23 protein-coding genes are annotated in these 24,726 nt (G+C 57.8%); 13 read left to right on the top strand and 10 right to left on the bottom strand.

Going from position 1 to position 24,726, the window contains the following annotated elements; translation table 11 throughout:
* Positions 1–13 precede the first annotated feature (13 nt).
* From dxs to dut, 5 genes are all read right to left on the bottom strand, one after another.
* Positions 14–1,939 carry a 1-deoxy-D-xylulose-5-phosphate synthase gene (dxs, locus tag LG376_RS08715; protein ID WP_225746864.1) on the bottom strand — a complete coding sequence of 642 codons (1,926 nt, stop codon included), beginning with the start codon at positions 1,937–1,939 and terminating at the stop codon, positions 14–16.
* A 138-nt stretch (positions 1,940–2,077) separates the two neighbouring features.
* The gene (locus LG376_RS08710) at positions 2,078–3,301 is read right to left on the bottom strand and encodes a class I SAM-dependent RNA methyltransferase (protein ID WP_225746863.1); all 1,224 of its coding nucleotides are present in this window, start codon (positions 3,299–3,301) and stop codon (positions 2,078–2,080) included.
* A complete protein-coding gene (locus tag LG376_RS08705) occupies positions 3,294–4,016 on the bottom strand; it encodes a DUF3159 domain-containing protein (RefSeq protein WP_370633375.1) in 723 nt (240 codons plus the stop codon). Before LG376_RS08705 ends, LG376_RS08710 begins: the two co-directional genes overlap by 8 nt.
* A gap of 17 nt (positions 4,017–4,033) precedes the next feature.
* Complete coding sequence (locus tag LG376_RS08700) at positions 4,034–4,981, bottom strand: DUF3710 domain-containing protein (protein WP_225746862.1); 948 nt, start codon at positions 4,979–4,981, stop codon at positions 4,034–4,036.
* A 48-nt stretch (positions 4,982–5,029) separates the two neighbouring features.
* On the bottom strand, positions 5,030–5,503 hold the full coding sequence (gene dut / locus LG376_RS08695) for a dUTP diphosphatase (RefSeq protein ID WP_225746861.1): 474 nt from the start codon (positions 5,501–5,503) through the stop codon (positions 5,030–5,032).
* Between the two features lie 64 nt (positions 5,504–5,567).
* Here dut and LG376_RS08690 point away from each other — a divergent pair, with 64 nt between their 5' ends.
* A complete protein-coding gene (locus LG376_RS08690) occupies positions 5,568–6,104 on the top strand; it encodes a DUF3093 domain-containing protein (protein ID WP_370633374.1) in 537 nt (178 codons plus the stop codon).
* A 111-nt stretch (positions 6,105–6,215) separates the two neighbouring features.
* Here LG376_RS08690 and LG376_RS08685 read toward each other — a convergent pair whose 3' ends face one another.
* Positions 6,216–6,506 carry a DUF4193 domain-containing protein gene (locus tag LG376_RS08685; RefSeq protein WP_049377389.1) on the bottom strand — a complete coding sequence of 97 codons (291 nt, stop codon included), beginning with the start codon at positions 6,504–6,506 and terminating at the stop codon, positions 6,216–6,218.
* A 112-nt stretch (positions 6,507–6,618) separates the two neighbouring features.
* The gene (locus LG376_RS08680) at positions 6,619–7,506 is read right to left on the bottom strand and encodes an inositol monophosphatase family protein (protein ID WP_370633373.1); all 888 of its coding nucleotides are present in this window, start codon (positions 7,504–7,506) and stop codon (positions 6,619–6,621) included.
* On the opposite strand from LG376_RS08680, the gene ppgK reads away from it, so the two are divergent.
* The 3 genes from ppgK (at position 7,505) to LG376_RS08665 (ending at position 11,640) form a co-directional block, all read left to right on the top strand.
* Positions 7,505–8,263 (top strand): polyphosphate--glucose phosphotransferase, encoded by a 759-nt coding sequence (gene ppgK / locus LG376_RS08675; protein WP_225746859.1) that lies wholly within the window; start codon positions 7,505–7,507, stop codon positions 8,261–8,263. The genes LG376_RS08680 and ppgK overlap by 2 nt on opposite strands.
* A gap of 200 nt (positions 8,264–8,463) precedes the next feature.
* Positions 8,464–9,936, top strand: a complete 1,473-nt coding sequence (locus LG376_RS08670) for an RNA polymerase sigma factor (RefSeq protein WP_005325028.1) — start codon at positions 8,464–8,466, stop codon at positions 9,934–9,936.
* 630 nt (positions 9,937–10,566) lie between these two features.
* Positions 10,567–11,640, top strand: coding sequence for an IS30 family transposase (locus LG376_RS08665; RefSeq protein WP_370633406.1), 1,074 nt, complete (start codon positions 10,567–10,569; stop codon positions 11,638–11,640).
* Between the two features lie 48 nt (positions 11,641–11,688).
* Here the strand turns inward: LG376_RS08665 and LG376_RS08660 are convergent, their stop codons facing one another.
* Together LG376_RS08660 and LG376_RS08655 are read right to left on the bottom strand one after the other, a co-directional pair.
* Complete coding sequence (locus tag LG376_RS08660; RefSeq protein WP_225746858.1) at positions 11,689–13,455, bottom strand: DEAD/DEAH box helicase; 1,767 nt, start codon at positions 13,453–13,455, stop codon at positions 11,689–11,691.
* Positions 13,452–13,703 (bottom strand): DUF3039 domain-containing protein, encoded by a 252-nt coding sequence (locus LG376_RS08655; protein WP_005325062.1) that lies wholly within the window; start codon positions 13,701–13,703, stop codon positions 13,452–13,454. Before LG376_RS08655 ends, LG376_RS08660 begins: the two co-directional genes overlap by 4 nt.
* A gap of 137 nt (positions 13,704–13,840) precedes the next feature.
* Between LG376_RS08655 and LG376_RS08650 the strand changes: the two genes are divergently transcribed.
* The 9 genes from LG376_RS08650 (at position 13,841) to galE (ending at position 23,505) form a co-directional block, all read left to right on the top strand.
* Positions 13,841–14,215 (top strand): DUF3099 domain-containing protein, encoded by a 375-nt coding sequence (locus tag LG376_RS08650; protein ID WP_225746857.1) that lies wholly within the window; start codon positions 13,841–13,843, stop codon positions 14,213–14,215.
* Positions 14,216–14,230: 15 nt separating this feature from the next.
* Positions 14,231–15,802, top strand: a complete 1,572-nt coding sequence (locus tag LG376_RS08645; protein WP_225746856.1) for a class I SAM-dependent methyltransferase — start codon at positions 14,231–14,233, stop codon at positions 15,800–15,802.
* Positions 15,803–15,845: 43 nt separating this feature from the next.
* Positions 15,846–16,289 carry a D-aminoacyl-tRNA deacylase gene (gene dtd / locus LG376_RS08640; RefSeq protein WP_225746855.1) on the top strand — a complete coding sequence of 148 codons (444 nt, stop codon included), beginning with the start codon at positions 15,846–15,848 and terminating at the stop codon, positions 16,287–16,289.
* Positions 16,290–16,647: 358 nt separating this feature from the next.
* On the top strand, positions 16,648–18,063 hold the full coding sequence (locus LG376_RS08635; protein WP_225746854.1) for an HAAAP family serine/threonine permease: 1,416 nt from the start codon (positions 16,648–16,650) through the stop codon (positions 18,061–18,063).
* 46 nt (positions 18,064–18,109) lie between these two features.
* The gene (locus LG376_RS08630; protein ID WP_225746853.1) at positions 18,110–19,483 is read left to right on the top strand and encodes an L-serine ammonia-lyase; all 1,374 of its coding nucleotides are present in this window, start codon (positions 18,110–18,112) and stop codon (positions 19,481–19,483) included.
* Between the two features lie 145 nt (positions 19,484–19,628).
* A complete protein-coding gene (locus tag LG376_RS08625; protein WP_350309211.1) occupies positions 19,629–20,423 on the top strand; it encodes a helix-turn-helix transcriptional regulator in 795 nt (264 codons plus the stop codon).
* Between the two features lie 182 nt (positions 20,424–20,605).
* Positions 20,606–21,619 (top strand): sigma-70 family RNA polymerase sigma factor, encoded by a 1,014-nt coding sequence (locus LG376_RS08620; protein ID WP_225746851.1) that lies wholly within the window; start codon positions 20,606–20,608, stop codon positions 21,617–21,619.
* Between the two features lie 222 nt (positions 21,620–21,841).
* Positions 21,842–22,519, top strand: coding sequence for a metal-dependent transcriptional regulator (locus LG376_RS08615; protein ID WP_049377400.1), 678 nt, complete (start codon positions 21,842–21,844; stop codon positions 22,517–22,519).
* A 2-nt stretch (positions 22,520–22,521) separates the two neighbouring features.
* Complete coding sequence (galE, locus tag LG376_RS08610; RefSeq protein WP_225746850.1) at positions 22,522–23,505, top strand: UDP-glucose 4-epimerase GalE; 984 nt, start codon at positions 22,522–22,524, stop codon at positions 23,503–23,505.
* A gap of 13 nt (positions 23,506–23,518) precedes the next feature.
* Here galE and LG376_RS08605 read toward each other — a convergent pair whose 3' ends face one another.
* Positions 23,519–24,604, bottom strand: coding sequence for a DUF4192 domain-containing protein (locus LG376_RS08605; RefSeq protein ID WP_225746849.1), 1,086 nt, complete (start codon positions 24,602–24,604; stop codon positions 23,519–23,521).
* Positions 24,605–24,726: the final 122 nt, after the last annotated feature.

Here is a 24,726-nt window from a genome sequence, read left to right as displayed (position 1 = left end):
TAGCAGGCTAGATTTAGTTCTCTTCTCCTCGCGCGTTGGCATCAGCAGTGAGGTTTTCTAGCCACTCGCTTATCGACGCCGCCATAAGCTCCGGCGTTAGCCCAAATTCTTCCAAAACCTCGCCGCGGGAGCCGTGCTTAGGGAAGTAACCCGGAACGCCGAGTCGGCGCACAGGAGTATCGACCTCAGCTGCGCTGAGGGCCTCCGAAATCATGGAACCAATACCGCCGCGTACAAGGCCGTCTTCTGCAGTAACCACCAAGTCGTGGTCAGCGGCGAGAGCCACCACAGAGCTTGCCACCGGCGCTACCCAACGCGGGTCAATAACGGTAACGTTCACGCCCTGCTCGCCGAGCAGCTTTGCAGCCTCGATGCTGCGAGCGGACATGGCGCCGATGGAAACGATGAGCACCTCAGGGGTGTCCTCGCCGGCATCGGCTTCGCCATAGTGCAGGATGTCTACACCATCGCCCAACGTATCCACCGCTTCCATATCCGGCAGCAGATTGCCCTTAGGGAAGCGGACTACGGACGGGCCAGATTCAATCTCTAGAGACTCCCGGAAGAGCTCCCGCAGGCGCGCGCCATCGCGCGGGGCGGCAATATGCATTCCTGGCACAATGCTCATGAGCGCCATATCCCACACGCCATTGTGCGAAGCGCCATCGGAACCGGTAACCCCAGAGCGGTCAAGCACGATGGTTACCGGCAGCTTTAGCAGCGCAATATCCATAATGACCTGATCCACGGCGCGGTTTAAGAAGGTGGAATACACCGCCACGACGGGGTGCATCCCGCCAAGCGCCAGACCAGAGGCAGAGGTCATTGCGTGCTGCTCGGCAATTCCCACATCAAAGAATCGCTCTGGGAAGCGCTCTTGAAAGGGAGCGAGCCCAGTAGGACCGGCCATAGCAGCGGTAATGGCCACGATGTCATCGCGCTTTTCGGCAGCGGCTACCAGCTCCTCTGAGAAGGCGGCCGTCCAGCCAGGTTGCTTGGTGCCCTTAGCCACACCGGTGACCGGATCGATAGCACCGGTGGAGTGCATCTGGTCCTTCGGCTCATTGACGGCCGGGGCAAAACCGTGGCCCTTTTCGGTAACCACGTGCACGATGATGGGCCCGTCATAATCGCGGGCATAAGTCAGGGCATGCACCAGGCTATCGATATCGTGCCCGTTGATGGGGCCGATGTACTTCATGCCCAGTTCCGGAAACATCTCGGTAGGCAAGACGGTGGACTTGACGCCTTCCTTCATGGCGTGCAAGGCATCAAAGGCACGCTCGCCTACCCATCCCATTTGCTTCAGGCGGCGCTTACCCTGTTCCATGAGCTCGTCATAACCGTGCTGGGAGCGGATGCGGCCTAGGTTTTCGGAAATGCCACCGATAGTGGGCGAATAGCTACGGCCGTTGTCATTGACCACGATGACCGCATTGCGCCTCTTATCCTCAGAGATATTGTTTAACGCCTCCCAGCACATGCCGCCGGTGAGGGCGCCATCGCCGACGACACCGATGACATTGCGGTGACCGTCGCCGCGAATCTTGAAGGCCTTAGACAAGCCATCGACCGTAGACAGCGACGCCGAAGCGTGGGAGGACTCGGTCCAGTCATGCTCGGATTCGCCGCGGTCCGTATACCCCGACAGGCCGTCCTTTTGCCGCAAGGTATCGAATTGATCCGTGCGCCCAGTCAACATCTTATGCACATAGGACTGGTGCGAAGTGTCAAAAATAATCGGCTCGCGCGGAGAATCAAATACGCGGTGCAACGCAATAGTCAGTTCCACCACGCCCAAGTTAGGCCCCAGATGTCCGCCCGTGACGGAGACCTTGTCAATGAGGCGCTGCCGAATCTCTGCCGCCAGCTCCTCAAGCTTATCTGCAGACAGTGCTTTGAGGTCCTGCGGCGAGTTAATGGTATCCAAGATAGTCATGGAGCGGCCTTCAACTCCTTCTGTGCTTAGTTCTTCTTTTCTACCGTACCCGCGGCGGGCGGTGAATATTATATCGGTCAATGTTCCGAGAACGGCGCGGCAACGTGCCGCACCCCGCCTCGGAGCTTTAAAGGCTCATTAGGCAGGGGTAATGAGAGCAATCGTTTCAAAGTGGTGCGTTCCGGGGAACGCGTTAATGAGTGCCATCTTTTCTATTCCGTATCCGTGCTGGTTCCAGTATCCCAAGTCGCGCGCGAGGGTGGCGGGGTCACATCCCACGTGAACGACCGCCTGGGGTGCAGCTGCCGCCACAGAACGAATCACGTCCTCCCCTGCTCCGGTGCGCGGCGGATCAAGGACTACAGCGCCAGGCTTGGGAAGCTGTGCGGCGACGTGTTCGACCTTCGCTGATTTTACTTCCACGTCGCAGTCCGCCAGGCTGGCCTGTTCCCCGGCCGTAGCCGCCGGTGAGTAATCCACGGAGATAACCTTGCCCTGCACGGCGTGGGCCAATACTGGAACGAAGAGGCCAACGCCACCGTAGAGATCCCAGCCGGTGTGCTCTTGGTACTCGCGGCCCCCGAGCCACTCCGCTATCAGATCGGTATACGCGGCTGGTGCGTGGCTGTGGGCCTGCCAGAAGGCGGTAGCAGGAAAGCTAAACGTCCGCCCGTCGACATGCTCGTGCACCTTGCCGCTGCCTTCTATTACCTCACGGATGGTCTCCACACGGCGCCCGCGCGGGGCCTTGCGGGTTTCTACCACGTGGCGGTTGCCCTCGCCATCAAGAACAGCGATGATCTCAGCACCTGGGGTAAACCGGCGCGCGTCCTCTCCAACGAGCCCCTCTGCCAATCCCGGAGCCAGCTGCGTACACGCAGCGCCCGTAACAAGCTCATTGGACCGACGCTGACGGGTTCCGGCGCGCCCTTGCTTGTCGACGCCCCACCTCACCCGCGTGCGCCATCCCCGAACCGGCTCTAGGGTGTGCTGCTCAATTTTCAGTTCCTCGCCGGTGACAACGCCGGTGCGGCGCAGCTGTTCCGACAAGATCTCTGCCTTGATTCCGGTTTCGGCCGCGGGATCCAGCTCGGCGAAATCACAGCAGCCTGCTCCTTGCGCGGCCGCAGGACATGACGAAGGAACGCGCAACGCCCCAGGGCTTAGTACGCTTTCCAGCTCTGCCTTAATGAACGACTTCTTTATACGGCCGGCCGTAGCTTTTACGACGTCGCCAGGAAAAGCGCGAGGGACGAATACCACTCGCCCATCCGGCGCCTGGCCAATTCCTTCCCCGCCGTGCGCCATGCGGTCAATGGTGACCTCAAGACTATCGCCACGGCTCATCGTTGATTCAGTCATTTTCTGCCTCAGACTTTTGTTCTCGTTCTGCGTTAGTGTGCTCACCTGCGCCCGCCGCTGCGTCAACGGCTGCATCCGCGCGGCGCACCATCCACACGGTCAGCGCCGTAACTAGAAGCGTCAATGGCCACCCCATCAGGATTCGGGTCACCCCTAAGGCCGTGGTTGCATCCGCATCATAAATGGCGCGCTGAACAACAAAACGGGCCAGGAAGATGACCGCCCACCCACCAGTAGCGATGGCATAAGCCCGGCGCGCCTCTGGAACCTTTTGCCACTGCATTTCCTCGCCATTGATCCCCTTCCAGATGACACCCACAGCGGGCCATCGAAAAAGGATTGATAGTACCGCGGCAATGCACAGTGCCAACGACATCCAGATGCCGTACAAGAAATACCCTTTGGCGTCACCGGTAAACCAGGCGATGGCAGCGCAAAGAGCCACTCCCAGCAGACCCGATATGGCCGGCTGCAGGGTCTCTTTACGGACAACCCTCCAGAGTGCAATAACAACGGCCACGCCGAGCGCCGCCGCCAAGGCTGGCCCCAGCCCAAAGAAATTATTGACAGGAATCAGCACAATGACCGGCAAGGTGGCCGACACGAGCCCTGATATGCCACCCATCTGCTCCAGCAGGGTGGGTTCGGCAGCAGACTCCTCAGAGTCCAGGTTCTTAGCGTCCGGGGAAGGTTGCGGCGAGGAAGAATGTGTCACGTGGTTTACTGCTTTGCCTAGTTCTTGGAATCAGGTGCAGAGCCCTCATCGGGATTCTGCGGGGACGATCCATTCTCACCCTGTTGTGGGGTACCGCCCAAATCGCGCAAGTGTTGCTCCGCCTCTGCTTCTGCCGCAGGGTCGGGGCCGCCCCCGCCGTTTTCTGGGTGGTGTTGAGCATTAGCGGCTGCCCGCTGTTCTTGCTGGCGCTGGTCCATTGCCTGCTTGACCTGCTCTACGAGCTGCTCGGGCATGATGACCGGCAAAGCATTTCCCGCCAGGATGGGGTCTTCCCCGCGGTAGACGAAGGTACGGGCAGCAACCTCGCGGGCCATGTCTGCTAGGTCTGCTTCCAAACCGGCCGGCGCGGCCAGGGTCATGCGCAGCATCCAGCGCGGACCATCTGCGCCGATAACGCGGACCTGACCGTTGTCGTTCTTGCCCACGACCTCAGCACCCCAAGGGCCTGGCTCGGTAGTAACGGTAAGTCCGTCGCGGCTCATGCCCTCCTTGATTTCCTCCACGGATTCTGCCCACTGGCCCGGCTTACGTGGGGCGGCAAAGGCTACGGGAGTAATTCGGCCTACCTTGGTCACGATGTGCAGCATTCGTGGGCCTTGTTCGCCCATTTCCACTTGTACCTGGGATTCCTTTGGCAGGGGGATACGCAGGGACCCCAGATCTAATACGCCAATGGAAAAGTCGCTGAAATCGAAGGTCTCGATATCGACGGAGTCGCCATCAAAGGGGCCAGTCTGGCCATTGATGGCATCATGGGCGAATTCGCGGGGTTCATTGCCAGAAGCCGCCGCGGCATCTGCTGCGGTGTCGCCTACTGGAGCATAGGTCTCCTGCGCCTCCGCATCCGCGGACGTGGGGTCCGCCGACTTTTCGCTTTGTGCTGCAGGCTTTTCCTGAGCCTTCTTTTCTTCGTCGTTCTTCTTGCCAAAGGGCCAGATTCCCATGGGTGCTACGTCCTTTCTAAAAGTTTCGTTGAGTCTCTACTGCTTGAACTACGCACCGGTAGAGCCATAGCCGCCGGCTCCGCGGACGGTGTCATCCAATTCTGCAACCTCAGCAAACCCCACCAGCTCTACGCGCTGGACCACGAGCTGAGCGATGCGCATTCCGCGTTCGATCTCAATGGGAGTGCGCCGGTCGTGATTGATGAGGCAGACCTTGATCTCCCCGCGGTAATCGGCATCTACCGTGCCCGGGGTATTGACAATGGAAAGCCCTTGCTTGGCGGCTAGTCCGGAGCGCGGGTGAATTAAACCGACCGTTCCTAGTGGCAGCGCAATAGCAATCCCGGTGCCGACGAGGGCGCGCTCGCCGGGTTGCAGGGTAAGAGCTTCAGCTGCATAGAGGTCCGCACCGGCGTCACCACGGTGGGCGCGGTGCGGCAACGGAAGCTCCTTATCCAGGCGCTTGACTTTAACGTCCCCAAAGGGGCTTTCTGGTTGAGAATGCGGAATCGAGTCAGTCACCTGGCCAATCCTACCTGCCTTGGAAGGTTCATTCTGCGGCGCGTGTGGTCTAGACTGACTAGACGTGTCTGATACATCTGCTACTTCCGCAACTCCGGCACCGTCAAGCGCCGCTTCGGCACAGGGCACGGTGGCTCCTCAGGTGCTCTACCGCGAACGCCAATGGGTCCCTTGGTATTTTTGGCTTTTTGCAGCCGCCATCGTGGGGCTTACTTCCGCTACCGCTGGCCTCAATCGCTCCATGTGGTGGACCATTATTCCCGCGATCCTCCTTGGTGCTATCGCCGTGTGGGTACTTATTACCTGGTCCAATACAGTCATCAAGGTAGAGCGCGACCCGGACGGAACGCGTTGGCTCACGGTCAAAGATGCCCAATTGCCTAACGACGTCGTCTCGCGGTCTATCACCGTTCCCAAATCTGCGCGGCGCAATGCCCTGGGCCCGCAGTTCGATCCCGCGGCGTTTTTGGTCTCCCACGCTTGGGTGGATGAGCACGCCATGATGGTGCTCAATGATCCAGAGGACGATACTCCTTATTGGCTCATCGCCTCGAAGGATCCGGAGGCTTTGCTCCACGCTTTCGTTCCGGAACAGCACTAATCTTTATTGACTTCGCACACCACAGAGAATGTGGTGGCTGCAACAGCAAACCCCGCACTCGGCACGTAGAAAATTGCCAAGTGCGGGGTTTCGTTTCTGCTGCGTATTCCTTTAGGCGCAATCCTTGCAGATTGGCTGGCCGTCCTCTTCGTGGGAGTAACGCTTATTGGACTGCACCAGGAAACACGAGCCGCAGGTAAACTCATTTTCCTGACGTGGAACTACCTCAACATTAAGCTCCTCGCCCGTGAGGTCTACTGATGGCGGCTGGAAGGCTTCGACGATTTCTCCGTCATCGTCCATGCCGTTGTTATCGCCCTCAGCGGCTTTGAGTCCTTCTAGAGAGTCAGTTTCGAGTTCATCTTCCGCGCGCCGGCGCGGTGCGTCATAATCGGTGGCCATAATGCACGCCCCTAATGGTCAAGTTGCTTTAAGGAATGGGTATTTATCGATCGCGCATAGTAAAGCACAAATGGCTCGATGTCATCTCACCGCTTGCCGGCGTGGGAAACTATTACCCCCGCAGCACGTCCGTGGCCCTGTGCGCTGCTAAAAGCTTTTCGAATGCGGGGGCCAAATCTGCCCCCGCGGCCCAGGTAAGTTCACCGTCAGCGGAGCCTTTATCAAAGCTTGGATGGCGCACTACCGCACCTGCCTCGCGAGCAATGATTGCCCCAGCAGCGAAATCCCACGCATTGATGCCGTGCTCAAAGTAGGCATCAACGGTTCCCTCTGCCACCCTGCATAGGTCGAGCGCGGCAGCGCCGATGCGGCGAATATCACGCACATTAGGCAGGAGCTTGGTAAGGAGCTCGGCTTGGGCTGCTCGCCGGTCAGCTTCGTAGCCAAAGCCGGTGGCTACCAAGGCCAACGCAGGATCTTGTGTCTGGCCACACCGCAGTGCGTGCTCAATTCCGTCTGGGCCGGTGACCGTGGCGCCTTGGCCGGCTGCGGCAGCATAGGTGCGCCCGCGTGCTACGTTGACCACCGCGCCAGCTACGAGGTGCCCTTGGTATTCTGCACCAATGGATACGGCGTAGTCCGGCACCCCGTAGAGGAAATTCACGGTGCCGTCAATCGGATCGACAATCCAGGTAACACCACTCGTCGATTCCACATTGGCGCCTTCTTCGCCAAAGATTCCGTCCCCGGGGCGTTGGGTGCGGATGGTGGTGGCAATGAACTCCTCTGTCGCGGTATCGACCTCCGTTACTGGATCTACGTCGCTGGACTTGGTGTGAGTATGCGCCGCGATGCCGTCGCCTGCTACGAGTTCTGCGCGCCGCGCAGTAATTAATTCCGCAGCCCGCGTGGCGGTAGAAACGGCAAAATCCCGCAAGTGGAGAAAATCGATCTGCTCAGTCATGCCAACTATTGTGCCTTCTTCTAGACTATCGGGCATGACTACTCTTTCTGGCCATTCCTTCGGCATCGATATCGGCGGCTCCGGCATTAAAGGCGCTGAGGTGGACCTTGCCACCGGCGAATTCGTGGGTGAACGCATGAAGATCGCCACCCCACAGCCATCTACGCCGCACGATGTTGCCAAGGTGGTAGCCCACATCGTGCAGGAAAAACAGTGGGACGGCCCCGTTGGCATCACCCTGCCTTCCGTGGTTCGCAACCAGGAAGTCGAGACTGCGGCAAATATTTCCAAGGACTGGATTGGGGTCAACGCCACAGAGCTCTTCGCGGACTACCTGGATGCGGATTTTGCCGTGCTTAACGACGCCGACGCGGCGGGACTAGCCGAGGTTGCCTACGGAGAGGACATCGCCAAGCAGGGCTCCGTTATCTTCCTAACCCTCGGCACCGGTATCGGCTCGGCCTTCTTCCTGGACGGCCAGTTGTTCCCTAATACCGAACTGGGGCACCTCACGGTGGGCGATGACGAGGCTGAGAAAATTGCGTCCTCGGCCGTGAAGGACCGCGAGGAACTCAAATACAAGCAGTGGACTAAGCGACTCAACAAGGTCCTCGCGGAGTATGAAAAGCTCTTTAACCCGCAGGCCTTCCTCATTGGGGGTGGGATTTCCCGCAAGTTTGAAAAGTGGGGCCCACACCTTGATATTGAAACCCCCGTCATGCCTGCACAACTGCGCAATCGCGCGGGAATTGTCGGAGCTGCGATGGCGGCGGTAGACGGTTTGAAACCGTAGTATTTACGCACTGCAGGTGACCCTATCCACCGGCAGATTGGAAAGATCCTCTATACTGGGCGGTCGATCCTAAGTTAAATAGCTCTAGGGCGTGTCTGGCCTGCTTAAGGCCACAACGCGTTAACATCACACTGATGCACGAGCGCCCCACTAGGGCGCACTGAGCTGTTTCAATCAAGAAGTTAGTCGAAAGGGCGTACGTGGCAGCCACTGAATCTTCAGACCAGGCACTCGGCGAGGGCGAAAACGCCGCTGAGGCATCTACTCCTGCAAAGAAGACCGCCAAGAAGACGGCAAAGAAAACCGCGAAAAAGACGGCTAAGAAGACGGCCAAAAAGACCGCTAAGAAAACAGCCAAGAAGACTGCGAAGAAGACCGCCAAAAAGTCGGCCAAGAAGACCACTAAGAAGTCTGCCAAAAAGGCCACTAAGAAGACGGTCCGCAAATCCGCGGCAAAGAAGCAGGAATCCCCAGCCGAGTCCGAAAAGCAGGCACAGCCGGAAGCAGAAGAGGAGCTCGAGGAGGACGAGCACGACGAAGACGTCGACTTCGATCCCACCAATGCGGACATCGAAGACGATGATGACTTCGACGCTGGCGAAGACCTCGAGGACGATGACCTCGAAGAGGATTTGGACGACGACGATGAGGAAGAAGAGGAAGACTCCTCTTCCGTCTGGGACGAGGAAGAGTCCGCTGCGCTGCGTCAGGCACGCAAGGATGCGCAGCTAACCGCCTCTGCCGACTCCGTCCGCGCCTACCTCAAGCAGATTGGTAAGGTCGCCCTGCTCAACGCCGAGCAAGAGGTTTCCCTGGCCAAGCGCATCGAGGCTGGCCTGTACGCACAGCACCGCATGGATGAGATGGAAAAGGCCCGCGCCGAAGGCGATAAGGCCGCCAAGCTCTCCCCCATGGAAAAGCGCGACCTGCGCAGCATCGCCCGCGATGGCCGCAAGGCCAAGAACCACCTTCTGGAGGCCAACCTGCGTCTGGTGGTTTCCTTGGCGAAGCGCTACACCGGCCGTGGCATGGCTTTCTTGGATCTCATTCAGGAAGGCAACTTGGGTCTTATTCGCGCGGTGGAGAAGTTCGATTACACCAAGGGCTATAAGTTCTCCACTTACGCCACCTGGTGGATCCGCCAGGCCATTACCCGCGCCATGGCTGACCAAGCTCGTACCATCCGCATCCCAGTGCACATGGTGGAGGTCATCAACAAGCTGGGCCGCATCCAGCGCGAGCTCTTGCAGGACTTGGGCCGCGAGCCTACCCCGCAGGAGCTGGCGAAGGAGATGGATATCACCGAGGAGAAGGTGCTCGAAATCCAGCAGTACGCCCGCGAGCCCATTTCCTTGGATCAGACCATCGGTGACGAAGGCGACTCCCAGTTGGGTGACTTCATCGAGGACTCCGAGGCCGTCATTGCGGTCGACGCCGTCTCCTTCACCTTGCTGCAGGATCAGCTGCAAGACGTGCTGACTACCCTGTCCGAGCGTGAAGCCGGCGTGGTTCGCCTCCGCTTCGGCTTGACCGACGGTATGCCGCGCACTTTAGACGAGATTGGCCAAGTCTACGGAGTGACCCGCGAGCGTATTCGCCAGATCGAGTCCAAGACGATGTCGAAGCTGCGCCACCCATCTCGTTCGCAGGTTCTGCGCGACTACCTCGACTAATCGCTGCAGCTGCAGAAACGTAGAAAGCCCGCACCAATTTCGGTGCGGGCTTTCTGTGTAACTACTCTCTACTTGATTTCTAGCGGTCGTGGAAACACCTGACATGGGTTAGGTGATTGTGTGGAGTCGAAATGGGTTCCGGATTCTGCTGTTGTGGCGCGGTTTGCGTCGTTGGTTCGGGCTGGTAGTTCAATACGGGCGGCTGCTGGGGTGGTTTGTTTACCAGAGTCGGTAGCTTATCGGCTGGCTGGTGAGTTGGACTTGCCGCGCAAGCGCTGTAGGCGTATTAGCTCGGCTGACAGTCAGGAAATAGCTCGGTTGTGGCTGGAAGGTGTGGCACCGATGGATATTGCGCGCCAGCTTTCTATAGGCTCTTCTCCGGTATATCGCATCGGTATTGAGCTTGGTTTGTGGAAGCGCAATCCACATGGCCGCAAAGCTGCGGCAACAACTCGCCGGTGTAGTTATCTGCAACTGCGTGTAAATGCTTTAGGGCGCAAAGATGCCGCTTTAGCCTGTGGCATTCATCCGCGTGATGCTGCTGATATGGACAAAGGTGTCATCAAGCTTTCTGCGGGGCGTGTGCCTTTTGTCCCGGCTGGCCCGGATGTGGCGCTGTATAACAGGCTTATGCAGGTAATTGAGTACGTTGATGGTCGCCAAGCAGTTCCAGTCCAGGTTATTCCGCAAGAGCGTATCGATAGGCGTATTTCTTCGCGCTATTTGTCGGTAGAAGAGCGCGAGCTCATCTTTGATCTTGACCGGCAAGGCAAAGGTGTACGCGAGATAGCTCGGCGTCTTCAGCGCTCTGCTGGCACTATCAGCAAGGAGCTTAAACGCAACCGGGATGAATTTGGGGTGTATCTTCCCACGCATGCGCACCGTAAATCGGTGTTGCGTAGGTTTAGACCGAAAAAGCGCAAGATTGATGCCAATCCACGCTTGCGCACGGTGATCTGGGAAATGGTAAAAGATAGGTACTCGCCAGAGCAGATTTCTGGGAGGTTGCGCAGTCGCTATCCCGGTGATGAGACTATGTACGTGTGTCCTGAAACGATTTATCAGTCTTTGTATTTCCAGGCTAAAGGCGAGTTGAAAAAGGAAGTCGCTGCTGCACTGCGGCGCGGTCACGCCCAACGTCGACCTCGTGGCACGCGCAGTGCCCGCAAGCGGTTTGTTGACCCTATGGTGATGATTTCCGACCGGCCAGCAGAAGTAGACGACCGAGCAGTACCAGGTCATTGGGAAGGCGACCTCATCTTAGGCGCAGGTAATAAGTCTGCAATTGGCACGCTAGTAGAGCGAACCACGCGCTATGTCATCTTGCTGCATCTACCTCATGGGCATAGTGCTACCGAAGTAAATGAAGCACTTACTAAAGCGATTGCTACCTTGCCAGACCATCTCAAAGGATCACTTACCTGGGATCAGGGAAGTGAAATGGCCTGCCATAAGGCCTTTTCTGTAGCTACAAACTGTCCCGTGTTCTTCTGCGATCCTGGTTCGCCGTGGCAGCGAGGCACCAATGAAAACACCAATGGACTACTAAGGCAGTACTTCCCTAAAGGAACAGACCTAAGCGTCCATAGTGCAGCCGACCTAGAATTCGTCGCCATGCAACTCAACCGCCGCCCCCGCAAAACCCTGGGCTTTCAAACACCAGCCGAGAAAATGGCCGCACTGATAAACTCAACCGAAACATAAGACGTGTTTCCACGACCACTAGAATCCGCCCTAACCACCATGGCCGTTCTACCACTTGCGCAGGTATTCGATGCGCTCGCGCAGCTGCTCGGCATTGCACAGCGCGGTGGGCGGGCCGCCACAGGCCTTGCGCACCTCGGTATGGATAGCACCATGAGGGCGGCCCGAGCGCTGGGCAGCGATGGAGACGACCGTATTGAGCTCTTTGCGCAGCTGGCCTAGCTCATCGACAACTCCGGTGTCGCTGGACTCAGACTCCATAGACTTCTTCCGTGAGGCCGGCGCATAGTCCATGCCGTAGAGCTTGCGGCGGTGAGCTTCCTCCGCCTCAGCGGCACGTCGCGCCTTTTCCTCCGCTTCGCGCCGGTCCATTTCCTCGGATTGCTTCTTGCGCAGCAAATCTTTGACTTGGTCCGCATCAAGTAGCCCGGGAATGCCAAGGAAGTCTGCTTCCTCATCGGTGGTCATATCCCCGGTATTGAACTGAGAACCGTTGTAGAGCAGTCCCGAAAACTCTGCTTCAGCACCAAGCGACTCATAAGACTTCTCCAGCATGTCTGGTTCGGTCTTTTTCTGATTCGCCTGCTCTAGCAGATCGTCATCCCAGCCTTCCTTGTCGGGCTTTTCTTCACCCAAGACGTGGTCGCGGGACTTTTCCATATTTTCGGCCAAGCCCAGCAGGACAGGAACCGAAGGAAGGAAAACCGATGCCGTCTCGCCCGGCATGCGCGAGCGCACGAAGCGGCCGATGGCCTGGGCGAAAAAGAGCGGGGTCGATGCCGAGGTAGCATAAACGCCCACCGCTAGGCGCGGGACGTCGACGCCCTCGGACACCATGCGGACTGCCACCATCCACTCATCGGTGGACTCAGAAAACTCCTGAATACGGTCCGAGGAGCCCGGATCATCAGACAAAATCACCGACACTGGCGTATTAGAAAGCTGTTTGAGGATCTTGGCATACGCGCGTGCAGTCGTCGTATCCGAAGCCAGCACCAGGCCGCCGGCATCCGGCATATTGCGCCGCATTTGCATCAGGCGGGTATGCGCCGCCTGCAGCACCGCAGGAATCCACTCGCCCTTGGGGTCCAAAGCGGTGCGCCACGCTCGGGCGGTTTGCTCCGCATTCATAATGTCGCCCAAACGGGCTGCATGTTCCTCACCGGCCGAATCGCGCCAGCGGGCTTCGCCAGAGTAAGAAAGAAAGACAACGGGGCGCACGACGCCGTCGGCAAGCGCATCGCCATAGCCATAGGTATGGTCCGAGCGGGATACCTTGTGCCCCTCCCCATCGTCCACGTACTGGACGAATGGAATGGGCGAGTCGTCGGAGCGGAAAGGCGTACCGGTCAAGGCCAGGCGGTGATTGACATCGTCATAGGCTTCCTTGACGCCATCGCCCCAGCTCTTAGCGTCGCCGGCATGGTGGATCTCATCCAAAATCACCAACGTGCGCCGAGCAGAGGCAACCGCGCGGTGCTTAAAGGGATGCATGCCCACCTGCGCATAGGTCACCACAATGCCGTCCATAGAAGGATTGACGGCGGAGGAATTGCTAAACGCCGGATCTAGAGCCAGACCTACGCGTGCGGCAGCGCTAGACCACTGGGTCTTGAGGTGTTCGGTAGGCACCACCACGATTACGCGCTCGACAGTACGGTCTTCCATAAGTTCCGTCGCGATACGCAGCGCGAAGGTAGTTTTACCGGCGCCTGGGGTCGCCACCGCCATGAAGTCTTGCGGCTTAGTGGCGAGGAATTTATCGAGGGCGGATTGCTGCCAGGCGCGAAGGTTAGTCTTCTTAAAAGTCCTCACTTGCGGCGCAGACCCTTATACACACGCTCACAATCGGGGCACACCGGAGAACCCGGCTTTGCCTGCTTGGTCACCGGGAATGTTTCGCCGCACAGCGCAACGACATACTTGCCGTTCACCGCGGAATCGAGGATGTGATCCTTTTTGACGTAGTGGAAGAACTTCGGCGTGTCATTATCCGTCGTCGAAGTGTCTTCACGAATATCTGGCCGTTCAATTGTCTTCGTAGTCGTAGTCACGCACTCCATTTTGCCGCATCGGCATCGAACTTTGCGAGTCAGGCAGCTACCCTTGGAGAACATGTACACGTCATGCACGCCAGCCGCTGCGCCCCTCTCCCCTTATCGAGGGAACGCCGACGCGCACGAGGGGAGCCGAGTCTAGGTTGTTTGGCAAAAAAGAGCGCTATCTCATCACAGATGCCAAGCTCACGCCTGGCCAGGACCGCAAGCGCCGCGAAATTCGGTACGGACTCTTCCAGTTTTTGCGCGTTCCTTCCCTGCTCATCGCCGGCTTTTTCCTCTATATGCATTGGTGGCTTCTAGCCGCCATCATTGTGGGCGTGACGTTTCCCCTCCCTTGGATAGCAGTGGTGATTGGCAACGGCCGAGGTGAAAAGAAGGATAAGCGCGAGAAAAACGTGTACAAGCCAGCCATGAACCGGCAGCTTTATAACCAAGCCCACGCCCCACAGGTATCCGGCGGCACCGCCCGACCTATTGAGGCACACCACGACATCATCGATCACGAAGAAAAGTAAAGGATTCCTGCTTTCATGACGACCGCTTTTGGCCCCGACTTTGATGCCACCGCGCTAGCCAAGCTGGCCGAAGAGCTTTCCGATGTCTTTACCGCCGCCGGTTTTACTACCGATGGCATAGCCGGGCACCTAGGTCCGGAAGTTACCGAGGCCCTCTTCCGCGGCGAACCCGCACCAGTTGCGCTCGCCGCGCACAGCGAATCTCAATTGGATCTATTGATCCGCTTCTTCCTCCTGCATGAACACCTACCGGCGACGCTTTTAGGCGAGGCGGTAGGTGCGCGCCTGGCTACCCAGTTGCTGGATGCCAATGTTGCGCTTGCCGACGCCCATGGCAAGGCCTACATTGCCCTCGATATCCGCCCCCACATCATCGTTGGCGCCAACCGTCTCATCTTCTCCGACGTCGACGCCTCCTTGGTCGACCACGTACCCGGCCCAGACCATGTGCTTGGCGTTGGTGCGGCAAGCCTTTCGCTGCTGCAATCCACGCCAGTAAGCCCAGTGGGCAGCCTCTTAGACCTAGGCACTGGCTCGGGCGTTCAATTGCTGGGGCAGCTCGATTGCGCTGAAAAGATTACCGCCACCGACGTGCATGAGCGTGCGTTGGAGTTGGCCGAGGCTACCATCGCCGCTACTGGCGAAAGCAAGAAAGTGGAATTGCTGCAAGGTTCGTGGTTCGACCCCGTAGCCGGCCGCCGCTTTGACCGCCTCGTAGCTAACCCACCTTTTGTCGTTGGTCTTCCCGAAGTTGGCCACGTCTACCGCGATTCCGGGTTAAATCTGGACGGTGCCAGCGAGCTGGTTGTCTCTCGGGCCGCCGACCACCTAACCCCTGGCGGAACTGCTCACCTTCTGGCCGCTTGGGTACACACCAGCGGCGAGACCTGGCAGCAACGCGTTGCTTCCTGGCTGCCGGACAAAGGAATTGCCGCCTGGATCATTCAGCGCGACGTAGCCGATCCCGCACTCTATGTGTCCACCTGGCTCGAGGACGAATCCCTGGATGTACGCTCGTCTGAAGGACAAGAACGCTCACGCGCCTGGCTGGAACATTTCCAGCAACATGAGGTCAATGGCATTGGCTTTGGATTTGTCGCTATCCAACGCATCGGCGACGATGAACCTGCCGATATCTTGGCCGAAGATATGCCGCAGACCTTTAGCGACCCACTTGGACCTGAAGTAGAAGAATTTTTTGCCCGTGTGGCGTGGTTGCGCGACCTTGTACCCGGCGAGCTACAGGGAAAGCACTTCCACGTACGCCCAGGGCTGGCACGCGAAGATATCAGCACCCCAGATGGGCAATTGGGCCAGGGCTTTACACGAGCCGCTCTACGCCTTACTCGCACCGACGGTCCGCGCTGGAGCCACGAAGTAGATGAACACATCGCAGCCATAGTCGCCGGACTCAACCCACAGGGCTTGAACCTGGAAGAAACCATTGGCCTGTATGCGGCGGCGCACGGATTCGACGAAGCAGAACTTACTACTGCTGCTCTACCCGCCGTGATCGATATGGTCCGACATGGCCTGCTTATCCCAGCTGATCTCCTCTTGGATACCGATTCGCCGGACCTCAGCTAGATCCACACTGTCCCCCCACTCGTTATATAAGGAGAAGTAAACCATGCGCGCAGTTTTGACTCGGGTATCGGAGGCCACAGTAACCGTCGATGGAGAAACCGTGGGTGCCATCGATTGCCCCGAAACCGGTGGCCTTCTCGCTCTAATTGGGGTCTCGCGCGAGGATATGGATGATTGGCGTCCCCGCGCTGAGAAGATGGCACGCAAGATTGCAGAACTGCGCATTCTTGATGGCGAGGTGTCAGTCATTGATGCCGGAGCGCCTGTGCTTGTGGTGAGCCAATTTACTTTGTACGGCCGCACTGCCAAAGGGCGGCGCCCTTCGTGGGCGGATGCCGCTCCAGGCCCCGAAGCCGAACCGGTCATCGCGGCGATTATTACGAACCTCAGGGAACGCGGCGTATCAGTTGAAACAGGCCAATTCGGGGCTAAAATGCGCGTTTCCTCTGTGAACGAAGGACCTTTCACCGTCTTAGTAGAGACCTAGCCCGCACCCTCTATTTCCGCCCCACGAGAACTGAAAATCGTGTTAAGCAGGCCCTTTTACAAACGATTTCGTGACTTAAACCACTTTTTTAGATTTTGTGTCGAGCAAGCCATAAAGCGCTACGGAATGCAAATCCTCAGAGAGTGATAAATGCCCTACTCGCAGTGCAATAATTTATTATCACTCTGCAAGATTTTGTTCTATACTGAAGGCACAGCGAAGCAAAAGGGCTGGATATGCAGGATGAGAGACAGTTTCTCAAAGTCCTACAAACGCAAAATTGAGTGAGAAAGATTTTCTCAATCATGGTTGCAGAAGCCCAAACGCTTCGGCCGACCAACTAGATGTAGGAAAGAAAATGTCCCACTCAATCAAGCGGCGCAACAAAGCCCAGCACCCAGAAAACCAGGCTGAGATGCCTGAGGACCTCAAGACCTCCAAGGCAGCTCCCTCCTCCAAAGAATCCGCACCAGCCCCTGGCATTGACACTCCGTTTGATGGCCAGAAGGGTGCACCGAAGTGGAATAAGGAAGACACCGTATGGATGCTCTCCCTGTTCGGCACCGCAATCGGCGCCGGCGTCCTCTTCCTCCCCATCAACGCCGGTATCGGCGGCATCATCCCGCTGCTCATCATGACGGTGGTAGCACTGCCCATGACCTACTGGGCTCACCGCGGGATGACCCGCTTGGTACTTTCTAGCTCCAAGCCAGACGGTGACCTCACGGACGTCGTCGAGGAACACTTTGGCAAGAAGGCCGGCGTTCTGATGAACATCCTGTACTTCCTGTCGGTCTACCCCATCCTGCTGGTTTACTCGGTAACCATCACCAACACGGTCAACTCCTTCTTGGAGCACCAGCTCGGAATCACCCCGCCGGACCGCTGGCTTACCTCCCTACTGCTGGTGGGCGGCCTCATCCTAATCGTCCGCATGGGCAAGGACGTCGTAGTTCACGTCATGTCCTACTTGGTCTACCCATTCATCGGCATCCTGGTTCTACTTTCCCTTTACCTCATCCCGAAGTGGAATACCGCGCTCTTTGATTCCTTCGACCTCAACGTTGCTCGCGAGGCTTCTGGCCACAGCATGGGCGTTACCCTGATGCTGCTGGTTCCGGTTATGGTCTTCTCCTTCAACCACTCCCCGATGATTTCCTCCTTCGCCGTTGACCGCCGCCAGACCTACGGCAAGTTCGCCGAGGCCAAGTCCCGCAAGACCTTGCTCCGCGCAGAAATCCTCATGGTCGTCGTGGTCATGTTCTTCGTCTTCTCCTGCGCTCTGAGCCTCTCCCCGGCTGACATGGCAGACGCTAAGGCACAAAACATCACCATCCTGTCCTACCTGGCCAACCACTTCGATAACCCACTTATCCAGTGGATTGCCCCAATCATCGCCATGATTGCAGTTGCTAAGTCCTTCCTCGGCCACTACCTCGGCGCAGCCGAAGGCTTCGAGGGTCTCGTCATCAAGGGCAGCAAGAACGCAAGCAAGGACGACGCAGAGTCCGCCCACAAGCTCGATACCATCACCCTCATCTTCATGCTGGTCACCGCTTGGCTCGTCGCCTGGGCTGACCCATCCATCCTGGGCATGATTGAAACCCTGTGTGGCCCGACGATTGCCATCATGCTCTTCATCATCCCAATGGTCGCCATCCACAAGGTTCCGGCACTGAAGCGCTACAAGGGCAAGGCTTCCAACTACTTCGTCTTCTTCATGGGCCTCGTCGCCCTAGCAACCATCATCTACTCCATCGTCCAGGCCTTCTAAGCACCGCCGCAGACGAGAAAATCGCAGAGGATTCAAGGAAAGAACAATGTTCATCAGCATCTTCGATATGTTCAAGATTGGCATCGGCCCCTCAAGCTCACACACCCTTGGCCCAATGAAAGCCGGCAAAGCTTTCGTGGACGAACTCAAGGAAAAAGACCTCTTTGACAAGGTCACTCGAGTTCAGGCAAATGTCTACGGCTCCCTCTCCCTCACGGGCATCGGCCACTCCACCGACAAGGCCATCCTCCTCGGCCTCGCTGGTGAAGAGCCAGAGACGGTTGATATCGACGGCATCTCCGAGTTCATGAAGAACGTCCGCAGCAGCGAGAAGCTCATGCTGGGCGGCTCCCACGAGGTAGAATTCCCCAAGGACGGCGGCTTCTACTTCCACGATGAGTACCTCCCGATGCACGAGAACGGCATGTGTCTTATCGCCTTCGCCGGCGAGGAAGACATCCTGCACAAGACCTACTACTCAGTCGGCGGCGGTTTCATCGTCAAGCAGGAAGACTTTGCCAAGCGCACCGACGCCAAGGTTGATATCCCCTTCCCATACGCCAGCGCCGCAGAGATGCTCGAGCTGTGCGAGAAGAACAACATGACCCTTCCGGAGCTTGGACTTGCCAACGAGCTGGCACTGCGCTCCGAAGATGAGGTCAACGAGCACCTACGCAAGGTTCGCGATGTCATGTACACCGGCATCAAACGCGGCTCCGCTACCGATGGCCCACTCCCAGGCTCCCTGCTTGTCCCCCGCCGCGCCGCTGCCCTCAGGCGCCGCCTGGAGCAGTCTGAACCGCACGATGGCCTGAACATCCTCAGCTGGGTCAATATGTTCGCACTGGCTATCTCTGAAGAGAATGCATCCTGCGGCCGCGTTGTCACCGCACCTACGAACGGCGCCTGCGGCGTTGTCCCGGCAGTACTGGCTTACTACGACAAGTTCGTTGAGCCCGTTACCACCGAGATGTTTGCTGATTACATTTTCGCCTGCAACCAGATTGCTTCCCTGTACAAGATGAACGCTTCCATCTCTGGCGCTGAGGTCGGCTGCCAGGGTGAGGTTGGTGTAGCGTGCTCCATGGCTGCTGGCGGTCTCGCCCAGCTCATGGGCGCTACCCCAGAGCAGGTTTGCATTGCAGCCGAGATTGGCATGGAGCACAAGCTGGGCCTGACCTGTGACCCAGTCCTTGGACAGGTTCAGGTACCCTGCATTGAGCGCAACGCTGTCGCTGCCGTTGACTCCATCACCAGCGCTCGCATGGCGCTGGAGCGCGAGAGCAAGCCATGCGTTTCTTTGGACGAAGTCATCTGGACCATGTATAAGACTGGTAAGGATATGAACGCCAAGTACAGGGAAACCTCACAAGGTGGCCTGGCCCTAGCAGTTCACCCGCCAGTTCCGGTGTGTGGATAGAGACCACCCTGTAAAGAAGCGATGAGCCGGGTGAGCACAGCGCTAAGCCGCTTGTGTTCACCCGGCTTTGTTGGCGCTACCCCCCCCTTCCGCCTATTCGCTTCCGTGTGATATCTTCTCTATAACCTGACAGGAATTAAAGGACATGCTTCAGCTAATGAACTTCCCTAGCGGCAATGCCTCCGAAGAAAACTTCCTCGAGCAGTACATTCCCCTCGTCGAATTCCTCGGTAAGGCAATGGGCCCAAACACCGAAATCGTACTCCACGATCTCGACGTTCCCGATAAATCCATCATGGCCATCGCCAACGGCCACATCTCCGGCCGGCAGCTAGGCGGCCCCGTGACCGACTTCGCACTGTGGTTTATGAAACAAGGCGATGCCGCAGCAATCCCCATGATGACCGGCTACCGCGCCGTCAATGCGGAAGGCAAGATTTGCCGCTCTTCAAGCTACTTCATCCGCGATGACTCCGGCCATATGCGAGGAATGCTGTGCATCAATGTTGATGTCTCCGAGTTGGTACACATTCGCGATGCTGCCGCCGCACTTATCGGCAACGCAGATGATCCCGCATTTGATAAGTCCAAGGCTTTCGGCGGCTATCCCGGCACGGAGGAGCAACCTCAACGCCCCGTAGCGGTACCAGACCCGGTTACAGAAAAAACCGAGGAGACTGCGCAAAAGCCAGAAAACGAAGAAGTAAGCGAGTCTCTGCGTTCTAACGTGGAGCACCTTCTGGATTCCATGCTGGACTCTGCGATTTCCAACCAGAGCACGCCAGTTCCTCGCATGCAGCGCGAAGAGCGCCTCGAGGTGGTTTCTGACCTTGAGGATGCAGGATTTTTCCTCCTTAAAGGAGGAATCGCCGCGGCAGCGACGCGCCTAGGCGTATCTGAACCGACTATCTACCGCTACCTCGTCCAGGTGCGTGGATAGTAGTTCCACATTCCAAGCTATTCGCAGCTCGTAACCGTTCCCCGTGGTACCTCTCCCCCGAAAAGGTGGAGTTGTACCACGGGGAACAACTGTTTTTAATATTTCTCTCCGCACCGGGAACTAAATCGCTTAAGACTCCGTTGTACTTTGTGAAACCGGCGACAAATTCAGGAGGCTTCACTATGACGAAGACATCTGCCACCACCGCCAAGGGCACTTCAAGTGCCACTACTGATGAAGAACAGGAAGTAGACCGCGGATCTCGCCGCAACCAAACCAACGATAATCCTTCTGCCGACCTCGTCCGCGTTTATCTCAACGGCATTGGCAAGACCGCACTGCTCAGCGCGGAAGATGAGGTAGAACTCGCTCAGACCATCGAGGTTGGACTGTACGCGGAGTACAAGCTCAATAACGCAGAGAAGCTCACCCGCGCAGAAAAGCGCGACCTTAAGATCCTCGCCCGCGAAGGCAAGAAGGCACGCTCCCACCTGCTCGAAGCCAACCTGCGCCTCGTTGTCTCGCTGGCAAAGCGCTACACCGGCCGCGGTATGCCACTGCTGGATCTCATCCAAGAGGGCAACCTAGGCCTTATCCGCGCAATGGAGAAGTTCGATTATGCCAAGGGCTTCAAGTTCTCCACTTATGCCACTTGGTGGATCCGTCAGGCGATTACCCGCGGCATGGCTGACCAGTCCCGCACCATTCGCCTCCCAGTCCACTTGGTTGAGCAGGTTAACAAGCTTTCCCGCATTAAGCGCGAGATGTATCAATCCTTGGGCCGCGAAGCTACTAACGAGGAGCTTTCGGAAGAATCCGGTATTGACGAGAACAAGATTGAAATGCTGCTGCGCCAGTCACGCGATCCGGTCTCTCTCGATATGCCGGTAGGTACCGATGAAGAAGCTCCTTTGGGCGATTTCATTGAAGATGCAGAAGCTACCGATGCTGAAACCGCGGTCGTCGCATCTATGCGCCACTCTGATATCCGCGGCGTGATTGACACCTTGGAAAAGCGCGAGCAGGATGTCATCCGCCTGCGTTATGGCCTCGATGATGGTGTTCCGCGCACCTTGGATCAGATAGGCCGCCGCTTCGGCCTTTCACGCGAGCGTGTACGCCAGATTGAGCGCGAAGTCATGGCAAAGCTGCGCGATGGAAACCGCGCCGATCGCCTGCGCGAGTACGCTTTGTAATCCACGCCTACCGCATTTGGCAGCACATCCTCTCCCCGGGTCCATTTGGCAACGTACCGCCATGGGCTCGGGGTTTGGCGTTGATAAGACATCGGCTTGGTTCCTAGCGGCGAGCCAAGCCTTGGGTAGGCTAATCTGGACTGCAGAGTCTAGAAAGCACTTTCCCGTTCTTGGGCGGGACTATAGCCGCGTAACTGTATTCACACAGAAAGGTATGCCCACGTGAGGGACCTAGTTGATACAACGGAGATGTATCTGCGGACCATCTACGAGCTAGAGGAAGAAGGCATTACTCCCCTACGCGCCCGCATTGCGGAGCGTTTGGAGCAGTCTGGGCCTACGGTTTCTCAGACTGTAGCTCGCATGGAGCGCGATGGCCTTTTGCACGTGCGCACCGACCGCAGCTTGGATCTCACGGACAAGGGCCGCGACCTAGCTACCGCAGTCATGCGCAAGCACCGGTTGGCAGAGCGTTTGCTTACCGACGTCCTGGGGCTCGACATTGCCAAGGTTCACGACGAGGCCTGCCGGTGGGAGCATGTGATGAGCGAAGAGGTGGAAAAGCGCATGGTCGCCGTTCTCGATGATCCGACGCGGTCGCCTTTTGGCAATCCTATTCCGGCGCTATCTGCACTTGGCTTCGATGTTACTCAGCCGGACCAGGGCACCCGCGCGGTCGATCTCCCCAATGGCGAGCAAGTCTCCGCGACCGTCATCCAGGTCAATGAAATCCTGCAGGTTGATGATGGCACCTTCCAAGAACTCACCGATGCTGGGATCCGAGTGGGCGCCAAGGTGTCTGTGGTCAATAACAGCGGCACGATTACACTGTCGACACCGGAAGGTGGCAGCGTCGTGCTTTCCGACGATTTGGCGCACGCAGTGCGCGTGGAGGTATAGCCATGAAGCTTCTCATCACCGGTGGCGCCGGCTACGTGGGCAGCGTCTGCGCCGCAGTATTAGTCGAGCAGGGCCATGACGTAACCATCATCGATAATTTCTCCACCGGCAACCGTGAGGCCGTTCCGGAAGCCCGCCTCATCGAGGGCGACGTCGCGGACAAGGCTGCCGATGTCCTGGGCGAAGGTGGCTTCGAAGGCGTCATTCACTTCGCTGCACGCTCCTTGGTGGGCGAATCCGTGGAAAAACCAGATGAGTACTGGCAGCACAACGTAGTTACTACCCTGATGCTGCTTAATGCCATGCGGGATAACGACGTCAAAAACCTCGTCTTTTCCTCCACCGCTGCAACCTACGGTGAGCCTGACCAGGTCCCGATTACGGAAGACATGCCAACCCAGCCCACCAATCCGTATGGTGCGACCAAGCTGGCCATCGACTACATGATCACGTCCTTTGCCCACGCCTACGGCCTGGGCGCTACCTCGCTGCGCTATTTCAATGTGGCTGGTGCCTACGGAAATATTGGCGAGAACCGCGAGGTAGAAACCCACCTCATCCCCATCGTGTTGCAAGTTGCTTTGGGCCACCGGGATAAGATTTTCATGTTCGGTGATGACTGGGATACCACAGACGGCACCCCAGTGCGTGACTACATCCATATCCGCGATCTAGCCGACGCCCACGTACTTGCCCTCGAGTCGAATGAATCTGGCGCCCACCGCATTTACAACTTGGGTTCTGGCGAAGGGTACTCCGTCAAGCAGGTCATCGAAATGTGCCGCAAGGTCACCGGCCACGACATTCCGGCTGAGGTGGCCCCGCGCCGCGCAGGCGACCCAGCTACGCTCATCGCTTCCTCTGAGAAGATTCAGCGCGAACTCGGGTGGAATCCCACCCGTACGGACCTGGAAACCATCGTCACCGACGCGTGGAACTTCACCCGACAGCTCGGCGTTAAGGCACATTCGGCGAAGCGCTCCTAGAACGCCGCGCGTGTTAGGCGGGGCTGTCGACGCGAAGCCCCGCTGCCTCGCGGGCTAGCTCGCAACCATGGCATAGGCTGGAGACCAACCGCTTTCCCATGCCGCTGCGATATCCCTGCGCTATGAGGCGCCCCAAATTGTGATGGGGCGCCTCTTCTACTACTACGGAAAGCGCAGGACCGGCATAGATTCCGAATCCGTCGGACACCTGGCTAGCAGCATACAAAGCTAGGGCGTTGTAGCGAATAGGCCCCTGGAATGTACGCGCTACCGCCAATAACAGGTCACCTGCTTCCTGCGGCGCGGAGACGAGCTCCGTAATGACTAGGTCGCGGGTCCAGGTGGTAGACATCCACATGGCTGCCACACACAACAATTCTTCATTTTCTAGGGTTTCCTCCAGCGATTCGACCTCGCTGAGCACATAGCGGGCATCGGCAATAAGGTGTTTGACCACCTGCACTGGATCTGTAGTGCCATACCCGTGCCCGGCGCGCAATTGGCGGGCAATCTCTTCGGCGCATCGCTCCATGGCCCTAATCTCTTCTTCCCCAAAGTAGGGGTTCGGGTCCTTAAAGCGTTGGACCATGTCATGACGGCTAAGTTCCGGAAGCATGCCATTATTCACGCAGGCGCGCATCGTGTGGCTCGTCGAGATGGCGGGTATGGTTCCTTCCATCCAGTTCTGCAGCGGGCCCTCGCCGCCTTCTGTGGCGTGGCCAAAGATGAGGTCATAGGCGGTATTGGTGGAGAGTTCTTCGGACAGCCAGCAGGCATCGATGCCCATACCTGTCCGGTCTTGGAAATGATAAAGGGACTGCAGAATGTCCCAGAGCTCGCCTTCCTCGCGCTGGGAGAGCACGAAACAGAAAATGATTTCGGGATTTCCGCAGTGAAACGCATCCATCACTTCGTGAAGGGCACCAGGCACATCGTGCAGATCGAGGCGGGCTACTGGTCCGATGCTGTATCCGCGCTGGCTGGGTTGGATGGAGATGAGGATAACTGATTCGGTGGGAAAGAATCCGAGGATTCCTGGAATATTGGCGAGGATATCGCCGGGCGTACGGATGGGCTGAGTTGGTGTTGTGATGTCCATAGCCCCAGCTTCAACCACGCGCGCAACTATGCATAGGCCACCAAGGGCTAGATGGTGGGGATCTGTGGATAGGTGGGGTGAAGGGGAGCGTCGGCAAGCGGCTTTCCACACCCCGCCCGGGA

Origin of the sequence: Corynebacterium sp. Marseille-P4611, from assembly GCF_916618765.1 — a bacterium.
Lineage (GTDB): Bacteria > Actinomycetota > Actinomycetes > Mycobacteriales > Mycobacteriaceae > Corynebacterium > Corynebacterium marquesiae.
Note: the sequence above shows the minus strand (reverse complement) of the source record. Positions and strands in the feature narration are given on the sequence as shown.